Origin of the sequence: Mycolicibacterium vulneris (assembly GCF_002104765.1) — a bacterium.
Lineage (GTDB): Bacteria > Actinomycetota > Actinomycetes > Mycobacteriales > Mycobacteriaceae > Mycobacterium > Mycobacterium vulneris.
The window spans coordinates 59,224-74,980 of sequence record NZ_NCXM01000021.1; the positions used below are offsets into that span (position 1 = coordinate 59,224).

A 15,757-nucleotide genomic window follows, 5' to 3' on the forward strand; every position below is an offset into this window, starting at 1 on the left:
CGGATCACCCGTTCAGTTTGTGCAGCAGTTGGTTCGCGGCGTAGCGGCCGCTGGCCAGCGCACCCGTCACGGTGGACGGGTTGTCGACGCCCACAGCCTCGCCTGCCAGATAGAGCCGGTCGCCGATCGATTGCTGCAGCCGTCGGCGGTCGTCCAGGCCGGAGCCGGGCGGGTGAAACGAATACGCGCCGAGGGCGTACGGGTCGCTGGTCCAGCTCGACGTTCGCACATCCGTCAGCGCGACGTTGTCGCCGAACAGCCGGCGGGCCACAGGTAGCGCGCCGGCCAGCAGATCCTTTGGCGCGCAGGATTCCACGAATCGTCCCCGCCCGCCGCCGTGGAGGGCCACGGCGATGGGACCGGCGGTGCTCGGCAAGGTGAACCATTGCGACCACAGCCCGCCTTCCGGACCGATGTACTGATAGAAAGCGTTGTCCGCCTTCCACGTTCGTTGATCGAAGCGGAAGAAGCTCTTGGATAACGCCCCGAAGCCCAGCGCCCGCACGGCCTGGGCATGGGTATCGGGCAGCGGCGGATCGAAGGCGATCGCACCAGATTTCAGCACGCCGAGGGGTACCGTCACGATCGCGGCGGGTCCCTGGAACGATCTGTCCTTGGTCCGCACGATGACGGCGCCGTCGCGCTGCACGATCCCGGTGACGGGCGAGTTGAGCTCGATGGCAAGTCCGTCGGCGAGCGATTTCGGCAGGGCGTCATAGCCGTTCGTGATGACGTCCTGGTCGCCGCCGGCGTAGTCACCCTTGTCAAAGCTGCCGGCCGAGAGTTGGTTGGCGTCGGCCGCGTATTCGTCCTCGACCTCGGTGGTGAGGTAGAACGCCAGCTGCGTGCGATCGGCCGCGGACAGCCGTGCGCTGTCGGCGGCGGCTTGTACGGCGGCGCCCAGACTCCCCGCACCGGCCTGACCGCGCGCCCGCTCGACGAACGATCGCCAGGTTGCGCTGTGGTAATCCAGCGGCGCCACGGCGGGATCCACCGCGAGCTCGGCCCACCCGTAATAGTCGGTGCTGACCAGCTGGGCCCCTGCCCGCCGGGCCAGCTCGGTCAGCGGGTTGTCCGTCGTGCCGTGAATCCACGACGCGCCCATTTCCAGCGGCGTGCCCCAGTCACGGTCGGTACACACCCTGCCGCCGATGCGGCCGCGGGCTTCGATGATGCGTACCGGCCGTCCGGCGTCGGCCAGGCTGCGGGCGGCGGACAGACCCGCCATCCCGGCGCCGACGACAAGGGTCGACGTGGTGTCCGCCGGCCGGAGTGGATCGGACGGGCGCCCGCTCGCGCGCGTCGACGGGTTCGGCGCGCAGGCGGCCGTCAGCCCACCGCCGGCCATGCCGGTCGCGGCCGCGAAGAATGCCCGACGCGACAACCCAGACACGGGTCTAAGCGTCTCATAAGAATCGTTTGCCGGATTTCCCAAAAGCGAACCGAACTTAGGCATAAGATCGTCTCATCCTTAGCTGCGGCAATGGGGCTGCGTTCGAGGGGGGAGCGGTGATGAGTGCTCGACGATCGGCTCGCCCAATTGACCCTTTCCCCGACCAGTTGCCGCCGAGTGAGACGGTGTCAGTCCCGGCGGCCGACGGCACCCGGCTGCACGCCGAGGTGTTCGGGCCGCCCGACGGTTATCCGATCGTCTTGGCCCACGGCATCACCTGCGCGATCAGGGCGTGGGCCTATCAGATCGCCGACCTGTCCAACGACTACCGGGTGATCGCCTTCGATCACCGCGGCCACGGCCGAAGCGGCGTGCCCCGACCCAAGGACTACAGCCTCAAACACCTTGCCTCCGACCTGGATTCGGTGCTCGAAGCGACGCTGGCGCCCCACGAGCGGGCCGTGATCGCCGGTCACTCGATGGGCGGCATCACGATCGCGGCGTGGTCTGAGCGCTACGGCCACAAGGTTCCCCGCCGCGCCGACGCCGTCGCGCTGATCAACACCACCACCGGAGACCTGATCCGACAGGTGCAACTGCTGCCGGTGCCGTACGGGTTGTCGCCCGCCCGAGTTCTCGCCGGGCGCGCCTTGATCAACGCGTTCGGTGGCTTCCCGGTCCCGGGTCCCGCCCGGATCCCGAGCCGCTACGTGGTGGCGATGCTGGCGACCGGACGAGACGCCGATCCGAGCATCGCCAGGCTCGTCTACGAGCTCTTCGAGAAGACGTCACCGGCGGGGCGGGCCGGCTGCGCGAGGGCGCTGGTCACGTCGCTGGGGTCGCGGTATCTCAACCTGGACGGCCTGACGGTGCCGACGTTGGTCATCGGCAGCGAACGCGACCGCCTGACCCCGATCAGCCAGTCGCGCAGGATCGCACGCACGGCACCCAACCTGATCGAGCTGGTCGAGCTGCCCGGCGGTCACTGCTCGATGCTGGAACACCCGCGCGAGGTGAATCGTCAGTTGCGCGCACTCGCCGAGATGGCGGTACACAACGCCGCCAACCGGCGGATCAGTTCATAGCAAGGCGGTGATCTCGGCGGCCGCGCGCTGCCCGGAGCGGATCGCCCCGTCGAGGAACCCGGTCCACTCGTCGGCGGTTTCGGTGCCGGCCCAGTGAATCGGCCCGACCGGTTCGCGCAGCCATGGCCCGAACCGGGTCCACGACCCCGGCGGGACCGCGGCGGTGGGGCCGCCGGGCGCGAATTCCTCCACCCCCCAACAATGATCCACGTAATCCAGGGGTTTGAGCGCGTCATCACCGAAAAGCGTTGCGAAACAGCGCAACGCGTCGCGGCGACGCTGATCGCTGGGCAGCGAGTCGAAGGCGCGGGCGTCGACAAAACCCATCAGGATGCCGGGACCGTCCGGGTGCGGGCTGACGTCGAAGGTGATGAAAACCGGGCCCTCGTCGGACAGCGCCTGCCCGGAAAAGCCGTTGGTCCGCCAGAACGGCGTGGAATAGGCCGCATACGCCTTGCTGAGCCGGCCCTGCGGCCAATGCCGGGCGAGTTGCTCGTACTCGGCGGGCAGCGGGGGAGTGAACTCGATCGAGGCGCGGTGGGCCGGCGGGATGGCGACGATGACGAACCCGGCCTCGGTCTCGCCGACATCGGTCGTGACGGTGACGCCCGCGCCGTGGCGCTCGATTCGGCGCACCGGGGCGTTGAGCACCACCCGGGTGCCCAGTTCGGCGGCCGCGGCCTCGGCGATCTGTTGGGTGCCACCGGGGAAGCGGTCCTGTTGGGCACCGTCCTGGACGTCGAGCAGCCGGTCCAGGCCGCCGGCCGCGTGCGCGTAGCGGGCGGCGTGCAGCATCGACACGTCGTCGGGTTCACATCCCCAGGTCACCCGCGCCACGATCGCCAGCAGGTCGTGTGAGGAAGCGGTCGCCCGCACCGAGCGCAACCAGCCGCCGAGCGACATGTCGTCGAGCTCACGCGCCCGTCGGGCGTCCCAAGGCGCCGCCAGCGGGATGCTGCGCGCGATCCTGTCGAACTGCCACCGCAGCCGGCCGATGTCCACCAGTCCGGTCAGCGAAAGCTTGGGGATGGTGCCGTGATACGCGTGCGTCCACCCGCGCCAATGGATGAGGTTCTTGCCGTCGTGGTGCGTCGGGGTGGTCGGGACGTCGAGTTCGGCGGCCATCGCCAAGACGGCGTCCTGGGTCGGCCCGACGAAAGTGCCGCCCAGATCGGCCGGCAATCCGGCGACGCTGCCGGTCAACGACCGTCCGCCGACCCGGTCGCGACCCTCGAAAACCACCACGTCATGGCCCTGTTGATACAGCTCGCGCGCCGCGGCGAGTCCGGCAAAGCCCGCACCGACCACGACAACGTCGACAATCCGCGGGGGTTTTGACACGCGGTCTAGTGAACCGCATTTCTGCGGTTTTCACGGCGATTTCTGCAAGCTAACCGCCGAACCGCCGGGCGTTTCGCATCACCGCGATGGCAAACATACGCCAACCTGGCACTGTTAATTACGCTGCGACCACGTGATTTCCACCAGTTTTGCCGGTCCGGCGCCGGTCGCCGGCACCAAGCCCGACCTGCGAACCGTGGCCCTGGGCAGCATGATCGGGACCACCATCGAGTGGTATGACTTTTATCTGTACGCGACCGCGTCGGCGCTGGTCTTCAAACCGCTTTTCTTCCCGAACATCTCACCGACCGCCGGAACACTGGCCTCGTTCGCCACCTATGCCGCCGGATTCGGGGCCCGGCCGCTCGGCGCGGTGCTGTCCGGGCACTTCGGCGACCGGTTGGGCCGTAAAGCGGTTCTGGTGGGCGCGTTGTTGGTGATGGGGTTGGTCACCACCGCGATCGGAGTGCTGCCGACCTATGCCGAGGCAGGGCTGCTGGCGCCGGCCCTGCTGGCGTCGCTGCGTGTGCTGCAGGGTCTCGCCGTGGGGGCCGAATGGGGTGGCGCCGCGGTGCTCTCGGTGGAGCACGCACCGCCCGATCGTCGCGGATTGTTCGGCAGCTTCACACAGCTGGGCTCACCGGCCGGCATGCTGCTGGCGACGTCGGTGTTCTTTCTCGCGGGCAGGGCCACCGGGCCGACGGCGTTCCTGGCATACGGATGGCGAATCCCGTTCCTGCTCAGCGTCTTTCTAGTCGGATTAGGCCTGTTCGTCCGGCTCCGGCTAACCGACGCTGAAATCTTCGACCGGGTCAAGGCGCGTGACGAGCTGGCCAGGCTGCCGATTGTCGAGGTGCTGCGCACCGATTCGCGCAACGTTGTCATCACCACCGGGTTGCGACTTTCGCAGATCGGGCTTTTCGTGCTGCTGACGACGTATTCGCTTACCTACCTGCAGGATTCGTTCGGCAAGGGCAGCTCCGTGGGCCTGATCGCGGTGCTGGTCTCGTCGGCCCTGGGGTTCCTGAGCACACCGGGCTGGGCGCTGCTGTCCGACCGGGTGGGACGGCGGCCACCGTATCTGTTCGGCGCGGTGGCCGGAGTCGCTGCCCTGGTGTTGTTCTTCGTCGCCGCCGGCAGCGGGTCGGCGCTGTGGGTGGTGCTGTCAATTGTGTTCGGCATCAACGTCGTTCACGACGCCATGTACGGGCCCCAGGCGGCCTGGTTCGCCGAACTCTTCGACACCCGGGTGCGCTACAGCGGCGCCTCGTTGGGCTATCAGATCGGCGCGGTGCTCTCGGGCGGGTTCGCGCCGTTGATCGCCGCCTCGTTATTAATGGTCGGCGGCGGCCGGCCATGGCTGATCGTGGGCTACTTCGCGGTGTTGGCGGCGATCACGGCCGCCGCCGCGTACGCGGCGGGCGAGACGCATGAGGATTACCTCGCATGAGTGCACCGCGCCGGATCCTGCTCAACGCCTTCGACATGGCCTGCGTCGGGCACCAGTCCGCGGGGCTGTGGCGCCACCCCGACGACCAGGGCCATCGCTACCGGGAACTGGGTTACTGGACCGAGTTGGCCCGCATCCTGGAGGCCGGCGGGTTCGACGCGCTGTTCCTCGCCGACGCGCTCGGGGTCTACGACGTGTACGGGGCGTCGCGCGACGCGGCCGTCGTCGACGCCGCCCAGTTCCCGGTCAACGACCCGACCGCCGCGGTCTCGGCGATGGCGGCGGTGACCGAGAGCCTCGGCTTCGGGATCACTTTGTCGCTGACCTACGAGCAGCCCTACGCACTGGCGCGCAGGCTCTCGACGCTGGACCACCTCACCGGCGGGCGGGTGGCGTGGAACATCGTGACGTCCTATCTGGACAGTGCTGCAAGGAATTTGGGGCTTGATGCCCAGATCCCACACGACCGGCGCTACGAGATCGCCGACGAGTACCTCGAGGTCTGTTACAAGCTGTGGGAAGGCTCGTGGGAGGCCGACGCCGTGGTGCGCGATGCGGAGCGGGGCGTCTTCACCGACCCGGCCAAGGTGCACGACATCGAGCACAAGGGCCGCTACTTCTCGGTGCCCGGCCCCTTCCTGTGCGAGCCGTCGCCGCAACGCACTCCGGTGCTGTTCCAGGCCGGGGCCTCTCCGCGGGGCGTCCGGTTCGCCGCGGCGCACGCCGAGGCCGTCTTCGTCTCGGGGCCGACGCCGCAGATCGTGTCCGGTCCGGTGCGGGCGCTGCGCGCGGCCGCTGCCGAGTTGGGCCGGGACCGCGGTTCCATCAAGGTGTTCACCGTGGTGACCCCGGTGGTCGGCGAGACGCACGACGAGGCCGTCGCCAAACTGCGGGACTATCGGCGGTTCGTCAGCCCCGCCGGCGCGCTGGCGCTGTTCGGCGGCTGGACCGGGGTCGACCTGGCCGAGCTCGATCCCGACGAACCGCTGACATACGTCGAAACCGACGCCAACCGCTCGGCGTTGGCGTCGTTCACCACCGCCTCGCCGGAGCGGGCCTGGACAGTGCGGGAGCTGGCCGACGAGATCGGCATTGGCGGCCGAGGCCCGGTGCTGGTGGGCTCACCGACCGAGGTGGCCGACGAACTCGAGCGGTGGGTCGACGAGGCCGACATCGACGGATTCAATCTGGCTTACGTGACAACCCCGGGCACCTTCGTCGATTTCGCGAAATTCGTTGTCCCCGAGCTGCGCCGGCGGGGACGGGTGCCGGGGGAGCCGCCGCGCTCCACCCTGCGCCAGCGGCTGGGGGCCGCCGGGCCGCTGCTGCCCGACGATCACCCCGGCGCGAAGTACCGCCGCTGAGTTACGGCGCGACCGTCAGCCAATCCTTGAACCCGGACGGGTCGTGCCGGCCCAGCGCGCCGTGCTCGTAGAGGCCCCAGCCCTCGACCGGCTCGCCGTCGCCGTCGCGGCAGAGCGCGCGACCGACATGGTCGATCACGCCGAAGCCTGCCCGGCCGATGATGGCCGGGTCGGTCATGTCGTAGGTCAGGCGCTCGGCGAACTTCTCGCCCTTCCACATGCCGTGGATCCAGTCGGAGTCGCCGCCGTAGCCGCCGCCGACGTGAATGGGCACCGGCAGCTTGGACTCGACGTCGAAGTGCACCGGGGTGCCGTCGGGGGCGGTGGCGTCGATCGTCGCGCCGGTCGGGATGCGGGTGCCGGAGCGGTAGTGGATCTTGACCCGCGGCCAGCCCAGCTGCTCGACGCGGCCGTCGCGCCAGATGCGGGTGCAGTCGTTGAGCGAGCGGAACCCGTTGGGCTCCTCCTGAATGATCAGCACGATCGCGAAATCGTCGAAGGCCATGGGCACGTACAGCCACCACATGCCCTCGAAGGGCGGGTCGGCGGGGCGTCCCGCGGGCTCGGCCTCGCCGATCGGACGGATGCCCCAAGACCGGTCACGGCTGCCAAGCCAGGTGTTGGGGTCGACGGTGATTGTCTCGCCGTCGATGACGATGTGCCCGCTCCAGCTGCCCAGCTGCGCAAAACGCTGCGCGTCCAGCGTCACCCGGTTGCCCGCCCGCAGGATGTGCGGCTGCTCCTGGACGACGCCGAACAGCCCCTTCCAGGTGAGATCGGCTGCGATGCCTTCGGTTTCGTCGAGGACGATCCGCAGTTGGTGCAGCGGTTCGATGACCTCGACTCGGTAGCCGTTGACGTGTTGGTTGAGCCGGTCCTGGTCGATGGAGTCCGAGACGTGCACCGCGGTCTGGGTGTCCCCGCGCCGGACGAGCAGGAACGCATCCTTGACCCCGAGATTGGGGTAGTACCCGATGCCGCTGATCACGAAGATGTTCCCGGTGCGGTCGTGGGCGTTGAAGTAGGAGCGGTCGTAGAAGTTGCGGTCCGAAGAGCCCGGCCACGCGATCGGCTGGGGAATCTGATGTACCGGGTACTCGTCGAGCGGTCCGAGCATTACTGGTCCTCTCCGATAAGACTCTCTCCGATAAGGCGGCGCATCAATCCTGCGTGGTAGAAGAGCGTTTCGACATCGTCGGGCTTCTCGGTCTCGCCGAAGTGCACCCGCCGGGCGCCGGTGCGCATGAACACACACGCCCACATCACGCCGGAGTACACGTAAAACCAGTGCAGGTCGCCGACTTCGTACCCGGCAAGGCGCGAATAGGTGGCCCGCACGTCCTCCTCGCGCATCACCCCTGGCAGCCCCGGCAGTGTTGCCAGGCTTGCGAGTTCTTGAAAGACCATGTGCGCGAAGATCATCCACGCCACATCGAGCTCGCGTGGTCCCAACGTGACCATCTCCCAGTCCAGCACCGCCACCGGCCGGAAGTCGTTGTACAACACGTTGCCCACCCGCGCATCGCCCCACAACAGCACCGGCTCGGCGGCGGCCGCCTCGGCCGGCCAGTTGGCCTCCAGCCAGTCGAAGGTCCGCTCCAGCAGCGGTGATCGCCCGATGTCGGGTACCGCGAAGTCATACCAGGACCGCACCCAGTTGAAGTGCTTACGCAGCGCCGTGTCCCCGGTCTGGCCCTCGGTGAGGAAGCCAAAGGTGCTCTGCACGTTGGGAATCGAGTGCAGCGTGGCCAGCACGCCGACGGTGGCGTCCTGCAGTTCGCGCTGCCGGTCTGCGGGCGCGTCGGCGAACCAGTTGCCGCCGAACGTGTACGGCATGACGTCGGGCGGCACCTCACCGGCGACGTAATCCATCACGAAGAACGGTGTGCCGAGGACGTCGCCGGTGTTCTCCAGCCAGCGCACCCGGGGCACGGGCACGTCGGTCAGCTCGCCGACTTTCCGGATGACGTCGAATTGATGGTCGAGCCGGTAGGTCGGAAAGACCTGCACGTCCTCGGCGGCGGGCGCGACCCGGGCCACGAGCTTCTGCTCGATCGGCTGCCCGTCCTGCTGCCAACGCGCGGTCAGGATGATGGTCTCCGACGACATGCCCGTCGAGTCCACGCCGCTTTCCACGGTCACCTCGGGTTGTGCGGCGTCCGGCAGTACGGTGGAGAGCCAGCGTGACATGACGGTCGGCAACGTCGTGACGTCACGGCTGGAGCGCTGGAGCCGGTCGACGTTGTCGACCGCGGGTTCTGTTGCCATAAGGTGCCTCCTTCGTTGAGGCAATTACGATACGGTAGGTAGCGTTATGAAAGCAGACCCGTCCGGCCTTGACAAGGCCTCCGGCGCCGGCCGCCCGCGCGATCCGCGTATCGACTCGGCGATTCTATCGGCGACCGCGGAACTGCTTGTCCAAACGGGCTATTCCAATATCAGTTTGGCCGCGGTTGCCGAGCGCGCCGGTACCACGAAATCCGCGTTGTACCGGCGGTGGTCCAGCAAGGCCGAACTGGTGCACGAGGCGGCCTTCCCGACCGCACCGACCGCGCTGGAGTCGCCGGCCGGGGATATCGCCGCCGATATGCGGATGATGATTGAGGCCACCCGCGATGTGTTCACCACCCCGGTGGTGCGTGCCGCGCTGCCCGGTCTGGTCGCCGACATGACGGCCGACCCCGCGCTCAATGCGCGGGTGATGGCGCGGTTCGTGGACCTGTTCACCGCGGTGCGGGTGCGGCTGCGCGAGGCGGTTGACCGGGGCGAAGCCCATCCCGATGTGGACCCGGACCGATTGATCGAATTGATTGGGGGAGCGACGATGCTGCGGATGCTGCTGCGTCCGGACGAAGAGCTCGACGATGCGTGGGTAGAGCAGACCACGGCGATCGTGGTGCACGGGGTGCGGCGATGACGGGGCGGCTTGCGGGCCGGGCCGCGATCGTGACCGGCGCGAGCCGCGGCCTGGGCCGCGCGATTGCGCTGGCGTTGGCGGCCGAGGGTGCCGCGGTGGCGGTTGCCGGGCGTACTGAAGAAGTATGGGACGACCGGTTGCCGGGAACCATCGGCGAGACGGTCGCCGACATCGAGGCGGCGGGCGGGCGTGCCGTCGCGGTCCGCGCCGATCTGACCGACCGCGATCAGATCGCCCGGCTGGTCAATTCGGCGCGAGAGGCATTGGGCCCCATCGGGATTCTGATCAACAATGCCGCCTTCACCGCTCCGGGACGGCCGCCGGCGCCCGGTGCGCAACCTGGCGACAAGGCCGCCAAGGGTGCCGCCAAAGCGGCGGGTGCCGGGAAGCCGGCGGGGGCCGCCAAACCCGGCTGGCCGGGGTTCGTCAGCACACCCCTGCATGCCTATCGCCGGCATTTCGACATCGCGGTGTTCGCGGCCTACGAGCTGATGCAGATGGTGTGCCCCGACATGATCGAGGCCGGTGGCGGCTCGATCATCAACATCACCTCGGTCGCGTCGCGACTGCCCGGCGACGGCCCGTACGCCGATCGCAGCGGCGGGGTGTTGCCAGGCTACGGTGGATCCAAGGCCGCGCTCGAGCACCTGACCCAATGCGCGGCCTACGATCTCGCCGACCACAACATCGCGGTCAATGCGCTTTCGCCGTCCAAGGCTATTCTCACGCCCGGGCTCTCGTACTATGCCCGCAACTTCGATGAGACTGCGTCGGAGGACGAATTCGCCCGCGCCGCAGTCGAATTGGTCCTGGTCGACGCCGCCAAGGTCACCGGACGCACCATCGGTCATCTTCAGGTGCTCGACGGCAGCTTCCGGCCCTTCGCCGTGGACTAGACCGGCGCGGTCGCGGCGGCGTCATTCGCCGTTAGGCGGGTCGGGATCGCCGCGAAGGAGCTCGTCGGGATGGTGGCGAGATTCACGGCGGGCGGTCCGTTGCCCTCGGTCCAGCCAAGTCGCCCATTGCCGAGGACCGAAGTGCGCCATTCCCCCTGCCCACCGCGCCGTGGTCGGAGCCGCAGGCGAAGAACAGGTTGTCCGCGTCGGTCCGGCCTCCGTCTGCCCATTCGTGTGCATGGTGAACCTCGCAGTGATAGCCGGTTCGAGGCAATTGGAGTGGGTACATCCGCGGTCCCGGGCATAGCAGATGAGGCGCTGACCCGCGGTGGCGATGCGTTTTTGTCGGCCTAGACACAACGGTCGGCCGTTATACCCGTCGAACGCGGCGAGATAGTGAATAGCCTTGGCGGCCAAGCAAATCAGATCATCGGCAATCGTGAGCCCCCGCCGGTGCGCGCGGGCATGGGCATCGGAGTCGATAAGTCGACCGCACCGCCGCTTCCAGGGCTTCGAAGTAGGCCCGGGCCTCCGGGTCCAGTAGACCGGTGAGCCGCGACATCCCATCGGGCCCTTGCGGGCTCAAGTGCACACCCCGACGGCGGGCCAACGCCGGCAACTCGGGTGCCAATGGTGCGCCGGTCAGCGCACGCCGCGGTCGCATACGCGCCGCGAGCCTGAAGCGCCGCGCGACTTCTCTGGGCGTGATGCGAAGCCGCGCCCACAAGATGCCGCGCACCGCGGGCACGCACCCCGCCTCGTCCGGCGGGTCGGCGATCTCATCGAAGATCCGATACATCAGGCCCCGATTGACGCGGTGCTGGACTTCCAGACGTTCGGCAAGGTCAATCCGAAAGGCGTTGCCGACCACGTTCGACGGGGTCTGACACAGCACCACGTGAGCCGCATCGATCGCGTCGAGAGCGGCGCAGATTCGCTCCCGCGCCCGTTTGGCGTTGATGAAAGTGCCCACCCAGCCCACGCTATAGAACATAGGTTCGAGTTCAAGTGGACAAGGGAACAATGTGGATGAACTGCCGACTGTGGATAAGCGGGACGGTCCTGGCCCTAGGGCCGCCTGACGTGCAAGTATGAGAAAAGTCAGTGCCGCGACGGCGGCAGGCAACCAATCGAGTGGTGTGCCAATGCCTGGTATGGACAAGCCGACAGGGCGAGTCGTAGCCCTGATCGTTCTGCTGCTCGTCGTCGCCGCCGCCCTGCGCGGCTACCTCCCCGCCCGCAACGATGCGATGCGCAGCGAGTCAGGCGGCCGCGTGGCGCTGACGTTCGTGGTAGCGATTCTCGCGGTGACCCTCGCGCTGATCGCTGTCGCCGTGGTCGCGCGGTTGCGCGACCCCCGCGCTCCCGCGCCGACTGCGGGTGGTTTGTCCGAAATGCTCGGCACCGGTAAGGGACGACCGAGCTGGCGCGTGTTGTTGATCGGCGTCGCCGTGGTCGCGGCCTGGCTGCTGATCGTGATGCTGCTGGCCCGGTTTCTGGGCCACGGTGTCGCTCCCGCCCCCTCACCGCCCGACAGTGGCGCGGCGGCGTCGACACACCCCCCCGCACAGCCGCCGCCGCAGCAGCATCCGCACCGTGCTCACGATGGCTCGCAGAACCTGCTGGGGATCCTGCTCGCCTGCACGGTCGCGATGTTGGTGATGTTCGTCGCCGGGACGGTCGCCTCGGCGCGGCGGCGCTGGCGTCCGGCGGCCCCCGTCAACGCCGACGAGCCGGCGGAATCCCCGGCGCCCGCGCCGCGCTCGGAGTCGCTGGCGCGAGCCGCCGAGCGTGGACTGGCCGAGATGACAGACCTGAGCCGCGAACCGCGAGAGGCGATCATCGCCTGCTATGCCGCGATGGAACGCGAACTCGCACAGGTTCCCGGTGCCGTTCCTCAGGAGTTCGACACCCCGACCGAGGTGTTGGCGCGCGCGGTCGAACACCATGCGCTGCATGCCGATAACGCCGTCCAATTGGTGAACCTGTTCGCCGAGGCGCGGTTCAGCCCCCACGTGATGAATGAAGGCCACCGCGACGTCGCGGTGGGCGTGCTTCGACTGGTCCTCGATGAGCTGGGCTCCCGGAGCGCCGCATGAAAAGGATTATTTCCCTGGGTGTTTGCCTCATCATCGGCATAGAGCTGCTGACACTGACGCAGCACGATCGGCGATGGGTGTTGGCGGCCGCCGGTGTCGGGCTGGCCGTGGTGTTGCTCAGCCTTCGTCGAGCCCTGGCGCGCGGGTTCGATGCCGACACGGAGCCGGCCGCCGACGCGCTCGGGGATTCGTTGCGCCGCTGGCTTTCCACCACGGAGACGACGATCCGGTGGTCGGAGGCCACCCGGGCCGACTGGGACCGTCATCTGCGCCCGATGCTCGCGCGTCGCTACGAGATGACAACTGGCCAACGGCAATCCAAAGACCCCGCGGCCTTCCACGCGACCGGACGCATGCTCTTCGGCGCGGAACTGTGGGAATGGGTCAACCCCAACAACGTCAAGCGCAGCGGTGACCCCGAACCCGGTCCGGGCCGGGCGGCGCTGGAAGAGATTCTGCTCAGGCTGGAGCAGGCATGACAGGAGGCGCGATCCCAACATGACGCTGCCGGCCGCAACCACGACCGCACACTGCGAAGCGATTCTCGACGAAATAGAACGCGTGGTGGTGGGAAAGCGCTCCGCACTGCGGCTCATCCTCACCACGGTTCTCGCGCGCGGCCACATCCTCATCGAAGACCTGCCCGGCCTGGGTAAGACGCTGATCGCGAGATCCTTTGCCGCCGCGCTGGGCCTGCAATTCACCCGGGTGCAGTTCACCCCCGATCTGTTGCCGGCGGACCTGCTCGGCTCGACGATCTACGACATGCAGTCCGGCCGCTTCGCGTTCCGGCCCGGCCCCATCTTCACCAACTTGCTGCTGGCCGACGAGATCAATCGCACGCCGCCGAAAACCCAGGCGGCTCTGCTGGAGGCGATGGCCGAAGGCCAGGTCAGCATCGACGGCGAAACGCACCAGCTGCCAAAGCCTTTCATCGTCCTGGCCACCGATAACCCGATCGAGTACGAGGGCACGTACCCGCTGCCCGAGGCGCAACTCGACCGATTCGCGATCCGGCTGGAATTGCGGTATCTCAGCGAACGGGACGAGACCTCGATGCTGCGCCGCCGACTCGAGCGCGGCTCGGCCGAACCGACGGTCAACCAGGTGGTGGACGCGCACGACCTGCTGGCCATGCGCGAATCGGTCGAGCAGGTGACCGTGCACGAAGACGTCCTGCACTACGTGGTGTCGCTGGCCAATGCGACGCGACACCATCCCCAGGTTGCAGTGGGCGCCAGCCCGCGTGCCGAACTGGACCTGGTGCAACTCGCCCGCGCCCGCGCGTTGCTACTCGGCCGCGACTACGTCATCCCCGAGGATGTGAAGGCGCTCGCCATCGCGGCGGTCTCGCACCGGATCACCCTGCGCCCCGAAATGTGGGTGCGAAAGATCCAGGGCGCCGACGTGATCGGAGAGTTGTTGCACCGCCTGCCGGTGCCGCGAACCGGTGCCGGTGCCGGAGACACCGGTTAATCCCGACGTGACGTCCAGCATTGCGGCCGAGTTCCGCTGGCGTGCATCGGGATTGACGCGGGCGATCGCCACCTGCGCTGGATTCGCGATGGCCGCCGCCGTCATCGGCGCCAGGTGGCAGCTGATCGCCTTCGCCGCGCCACTGCTCGGCGTGCTGTGCTCGATCAGCTGGCAGCGGCCCATCCCGACGATTCATGTGCACGGCGAGCCCGACGCCCAGCGTTGCTTTGAAACCGAGCAGGCGCATGTCAGGGTGTGGGTGACGCAAGAAGGCGCATCGGCCGTCCAGGTCACCATTACGGACATCACGGGCATGGAGCTCGAGATCCCGGAATCCGATGCGGGCCAGGAGAAGACCGTCACGGCCACCGCGCGGCGCTGGGGCCGGTATTCCATCGGGGCTCGCATCGACGTCGTTGCCCGCGGTGGGCTGCTCACCGGAACGACCACCGTCGGGGCCGCCGAGGTCATCGTGTTTCCGTTGACGCCGCCGCAGCTGACGCCCATCCCGCGGACCGAGTTGCTCGACCGATTGGGCGCCCACCTGACCCGCCATATCGGTCCCGGCGTGGAGTACGCCGACATCCGCTCCTACGTGCCCGGCGACCAACTGCGCGCGGTGAATTGGCCGGTGAGCGCGCGCCGCGGCCGACTGCATGTGACACAGCGGCTGACCGACCGCGCCGCCGACGTCGTCGTCTTGATCGATGGGTATCGCCAGCCCGCGGGTCCCGCGACCGAGGCCACCGAGCGGGTCGTGCGCGGGGCGGCGCAAGTGGTGCAAACGGCGTTGCGCCATGGCGACCGGGCCGGCATCGTCGCTCTCGGGGGCAACCACCCGCGCTGGCTGGGTGCCGACATCGGGCAGCGCCAGTTTTATCGGGTGCTCGACACCGTCCTGAACGCCGGGGACCGATTCGAACACACCACGGGCACGCTCGCGCCGCGCGCGGCTGTTCCCGTCGGCGCGATCGTCATCGCGTTCTCCACCCTGCTCGACACCGAATTCGCCTTGGCCCTCATCAATCTGCGCAAGCGCGGCCACGTCGTGCTGGCCGTCGACATCCTGGACAGTTCGCCGTTCGAAGACGAGCAGGATCCCCTGGTGGATCGGATGTGGGCGCTGCAGCGCTCGGCGATGTACCGCGACATGGCCACCATCGGTGTGGACATCGTGTCGTGGGCGGGCGACAGCGGTTTGGAGCAGTCGATGGGTGTGGTGCCGGACCGCCGCCGGCGGGTTCGGGGGAGGCTCCGTGGATAACGCCGGTGCGGGGACGCTGGCGCGGGTGGGGGCGCCCACGTTCGCGACGGGTTTCGGACTGCTGATGGTGGGGCTGGCCGCCGACGGTTGGCAGGGCCCCGGGGTGGTCGCCTGGGTGGCGGCGCTGATCGCGGTCGCGGTGGGCATCGTATTCCGGCGCGCCGCAACGGTTGCCGTGCTGCTGGCGGCGGTCGCCGTGATGCTGCCCGACCCGCCGCTGATCTTCGTCGCGCTGTCCGGATTGTGCGCCGCCGGCTACCTGGTATGCCGCCACGCGGTCGGCGCGGCCGCCCCGGTGGTGCTGGACAGCCGGCCGACGGCCGTTGGCGCCGTGGGATTTACGCTCGCCGGGTTGGCTGCGACGTCGTTTCCCCTGCAGTTGCCGTGGTTGCCTTTGGTGGCCCCGCTGGGGGCATTGGTGATCTACCTGCTGGCCATCCGCCCGTTCATGAGCTGACCGGTGACGGCCGGA

At 68.4% G+C, this 15,757-nt stretch carries 14 protein-coding genes and 1 pseudogene; 10 read left to right on the plus strand and 5 right to left on the minus strand.

All coding sequences use genetic code 11. The annotated features are described in order from the left end of the window. Window positions 1-4 precede the first annotated feature (4 nt). Window positions 5-1,393, minus strand: a complete 1,389-nt coding sequence (locus B8W69_RS19685) for a flavin monoamine oxidase family protein (protein WP_245843308.1) — start codon at window positions 1,391-1,393, stop codon at window positions 5-7. Between the two features lie 119 nt (window positions 1,394-1,512). Here B8W69_RS19685 and B8W69_RS19690 point away from each other — a divergent pair, with 119 nt between their 5' ends. Then, window positions 1,513-2,478, plus strand: a complete 966-nt coding sequence (locus tag B8W69_RS19690) for an alpha/beta fold hydrolase (protein ID WP_085291460.1) — start codon at window positions 1,513-1,515, stop codon at window positions 2,476-2,478. On the opposite strand, the gene B8W69_RS19695 is transcribed toward B8W69_RS19690, so the two are convergent. Further along, window positions 2,473-3,819, minus strand: a complete 1,347-nt coding sequence (locus B8W69_RS19695; RefSeq protein ID WP_085291461.1) for a flavin monoamine oxidase family protein — start codon at window positions 3,817-3,819, stop codon at window positions 2,473-2,475. The two genes, B8W69_RS19690 and B8W69_RS19695, sit on opposite strands and share 6 nt — an antisense overlap. A gap of 211 nt (window positions 3,820-4,030) precedes the next feature. Here B8W69_RS19695 and B8W69_RS19700 point away from each other — a divergent pair, with 211 nt between their 5' ends. Further along, complete coding sequence (locus tag B8W69_RS19700) at window positions 4,031-5,269, plus strand: MFS transporter (protein WP_181447444.1); 1,239 nt, start codon at window positions 4,031-4,033, stop codon at window positions 5,267-5,269. After that, window positions 5,266-6,633: an LLM class flavin-dependent oxidoreductase gene (locus B8W69_RS19705; RefSeq protein WP_085291462.1), complete on the plus strand. Its 1,368-nt coding sequence runs from the start codon at window positions 5,266-5,268 to the stop codon at window positions 6,631-6,633. Before B8W69_RS19700 ends, B8W69_RS19705 begins: the two co-directional genes overlap by 4 nt. A 1-nt stretch (window position 6,634) precedes the next feature. Here B8W69_RS19705 and B8W69_RS19710 read toward each other — a convergent pair whose 3' ends face one another. Both B8W69_RS19710 and B8W69_RS19715 read right to left on the minus strand, forming a co-directional pair. After that, entirely contained in the window at window positions 6,635-7,750 is a 1,116-nt protein-coding gene (locus B8W69_RS19710; RefSeq protein WP_085291463.1) for an Rv3169 family protein, read from the minus strand. Next, complete coding sequence (locus B8W69_RS19715; RefSeq protein WP_085291464.1) at window positions 7,750-8,901, minus strand: phosphotransferase family protein; 1,152 nt, start codon at window positions 8,899-8,901, stop codon at window positions 7,750-7,752. Before B8W69_RS19715 ends, B8W69_RS19710 begins: the two co-directional genes overlap by 1 nt. 46 nt (window positions 8,902-8,947) lie before the next feature. Here B8W69_RS19715 and B8W69_RS19720 point away from each other — a divergent pair, with 46 nt between their 5' ends. Further along, complete coding sequence (locus B8W69_RS19720; protein ID WP_085291465.1) at window positions 8,948-9,550, plus strand: TetR/AcrR family transcriptional regulator; 603 nt, start codon at window positions 8,948-8,950, stop codon at window positions 9,548-9,550. Continuing rightward, window positions 9,547-10,446, plus strand: a complete 900-nt coding sequence (locus tag B8W69_RS19725; RefSeq protein WP_085291466.1) for an SDR family NAD(P)-dependent oxidoreductase — start codon at window positions 9,547-9,549, stop codon at window positions 10,444-10,446. Before B8W69_RS19720 ends, B8W69_RS19725 begins: the two co-directional genes overlap by 4 nt. A 21-nt stretch (window positions 10,447-10,467) precedes the next feature. Here the strand turns inward: B8W69_RS19725 and B8W69_RS19730 are convergent. Further along, a pseudogene (locus B8W69_RS19730) lies at window positions 10,468-11,440 on the minus strand (HNH endonuclease signature motif containing protein). A 160-nt stretch (window positions 11,441-11,600) separates the two neighbouring features. On the opposite strand from B8W69_RS19730, the gene B8W69_RS19735 reads away from it, so the two are divergent. The 5 genes from B8W69_RS19735 to B8W69_RS19755 all read left to right on the plus strand — a co-directional run bounded on the left by B8W69_RS19735 (window position 11,601) and on the right by B8W69_RS19755 (window position 15,742). Next, a complete protein-coding gene (locus tag B8W69_RS19735) occupies window positions 11,601-12,545 on the plus strand; it encodes a DUF4129 domain-containing protein (RefSeq protein WP_085291467.1) in 945 nt (314 codons plus the stop codon). Beyond that, window positions 12,542-13,024 (plus strand): hypothetical protein, encoded by a 483-nt coding sequence (locus B8W69_RS19740; RefSeq protein ID WP_085291468.1) that lies wholly within the window; start codon window positions 12,542-12,544, stop codon window positions 13,022-13,024. Before B8W69_RS19735 ends, B8W69_RS19740 begins: the two co-directional genes overlap by 4 nt. Before the next feature lie 19 nt (window positions 13,025-13,043). Next, window positions 13,044-14,021 (plus strand): AAA family ATPase, encoded by a 978-nt coding sequence (locus B8W69_RS19745; protein ID WP_085291469.1) that lies wholly within the window; start codon window positions 13,044-13,046, stop codon window positions 14,019-14,021. 88 nt (window positions 14,022-14,109) lie between these two features. Continuing rightward, on the plus strand, window positions 14,110-15,285 hold the full coding sequence (locus tag B8W69_RS19750) for a DUF58 domain-containing protein (protein ID WP_245843310.1): 1,176 nt from the start codon (window positions 14,110-14,112) through the stop codon (window positions 15,283-15,285). Next, on the plus strand, window positions 15,278-15,742 hold the full coding sequence (locus tag B8W69_RS19755; protein ID WP_085291513.1) for a hypothetical protein: 465 nt from the start codon (window positions 15,278-15,280) through the stop codon (window positions 15,740-15,742). Before B8W69_RS19750 ends, B8W69_RS19755 begins: the two co-directional genes overlap by 8 nt. The last annotated feature ends 15 nt before the right edge of the window (window positions 15,743-15,757 follow it).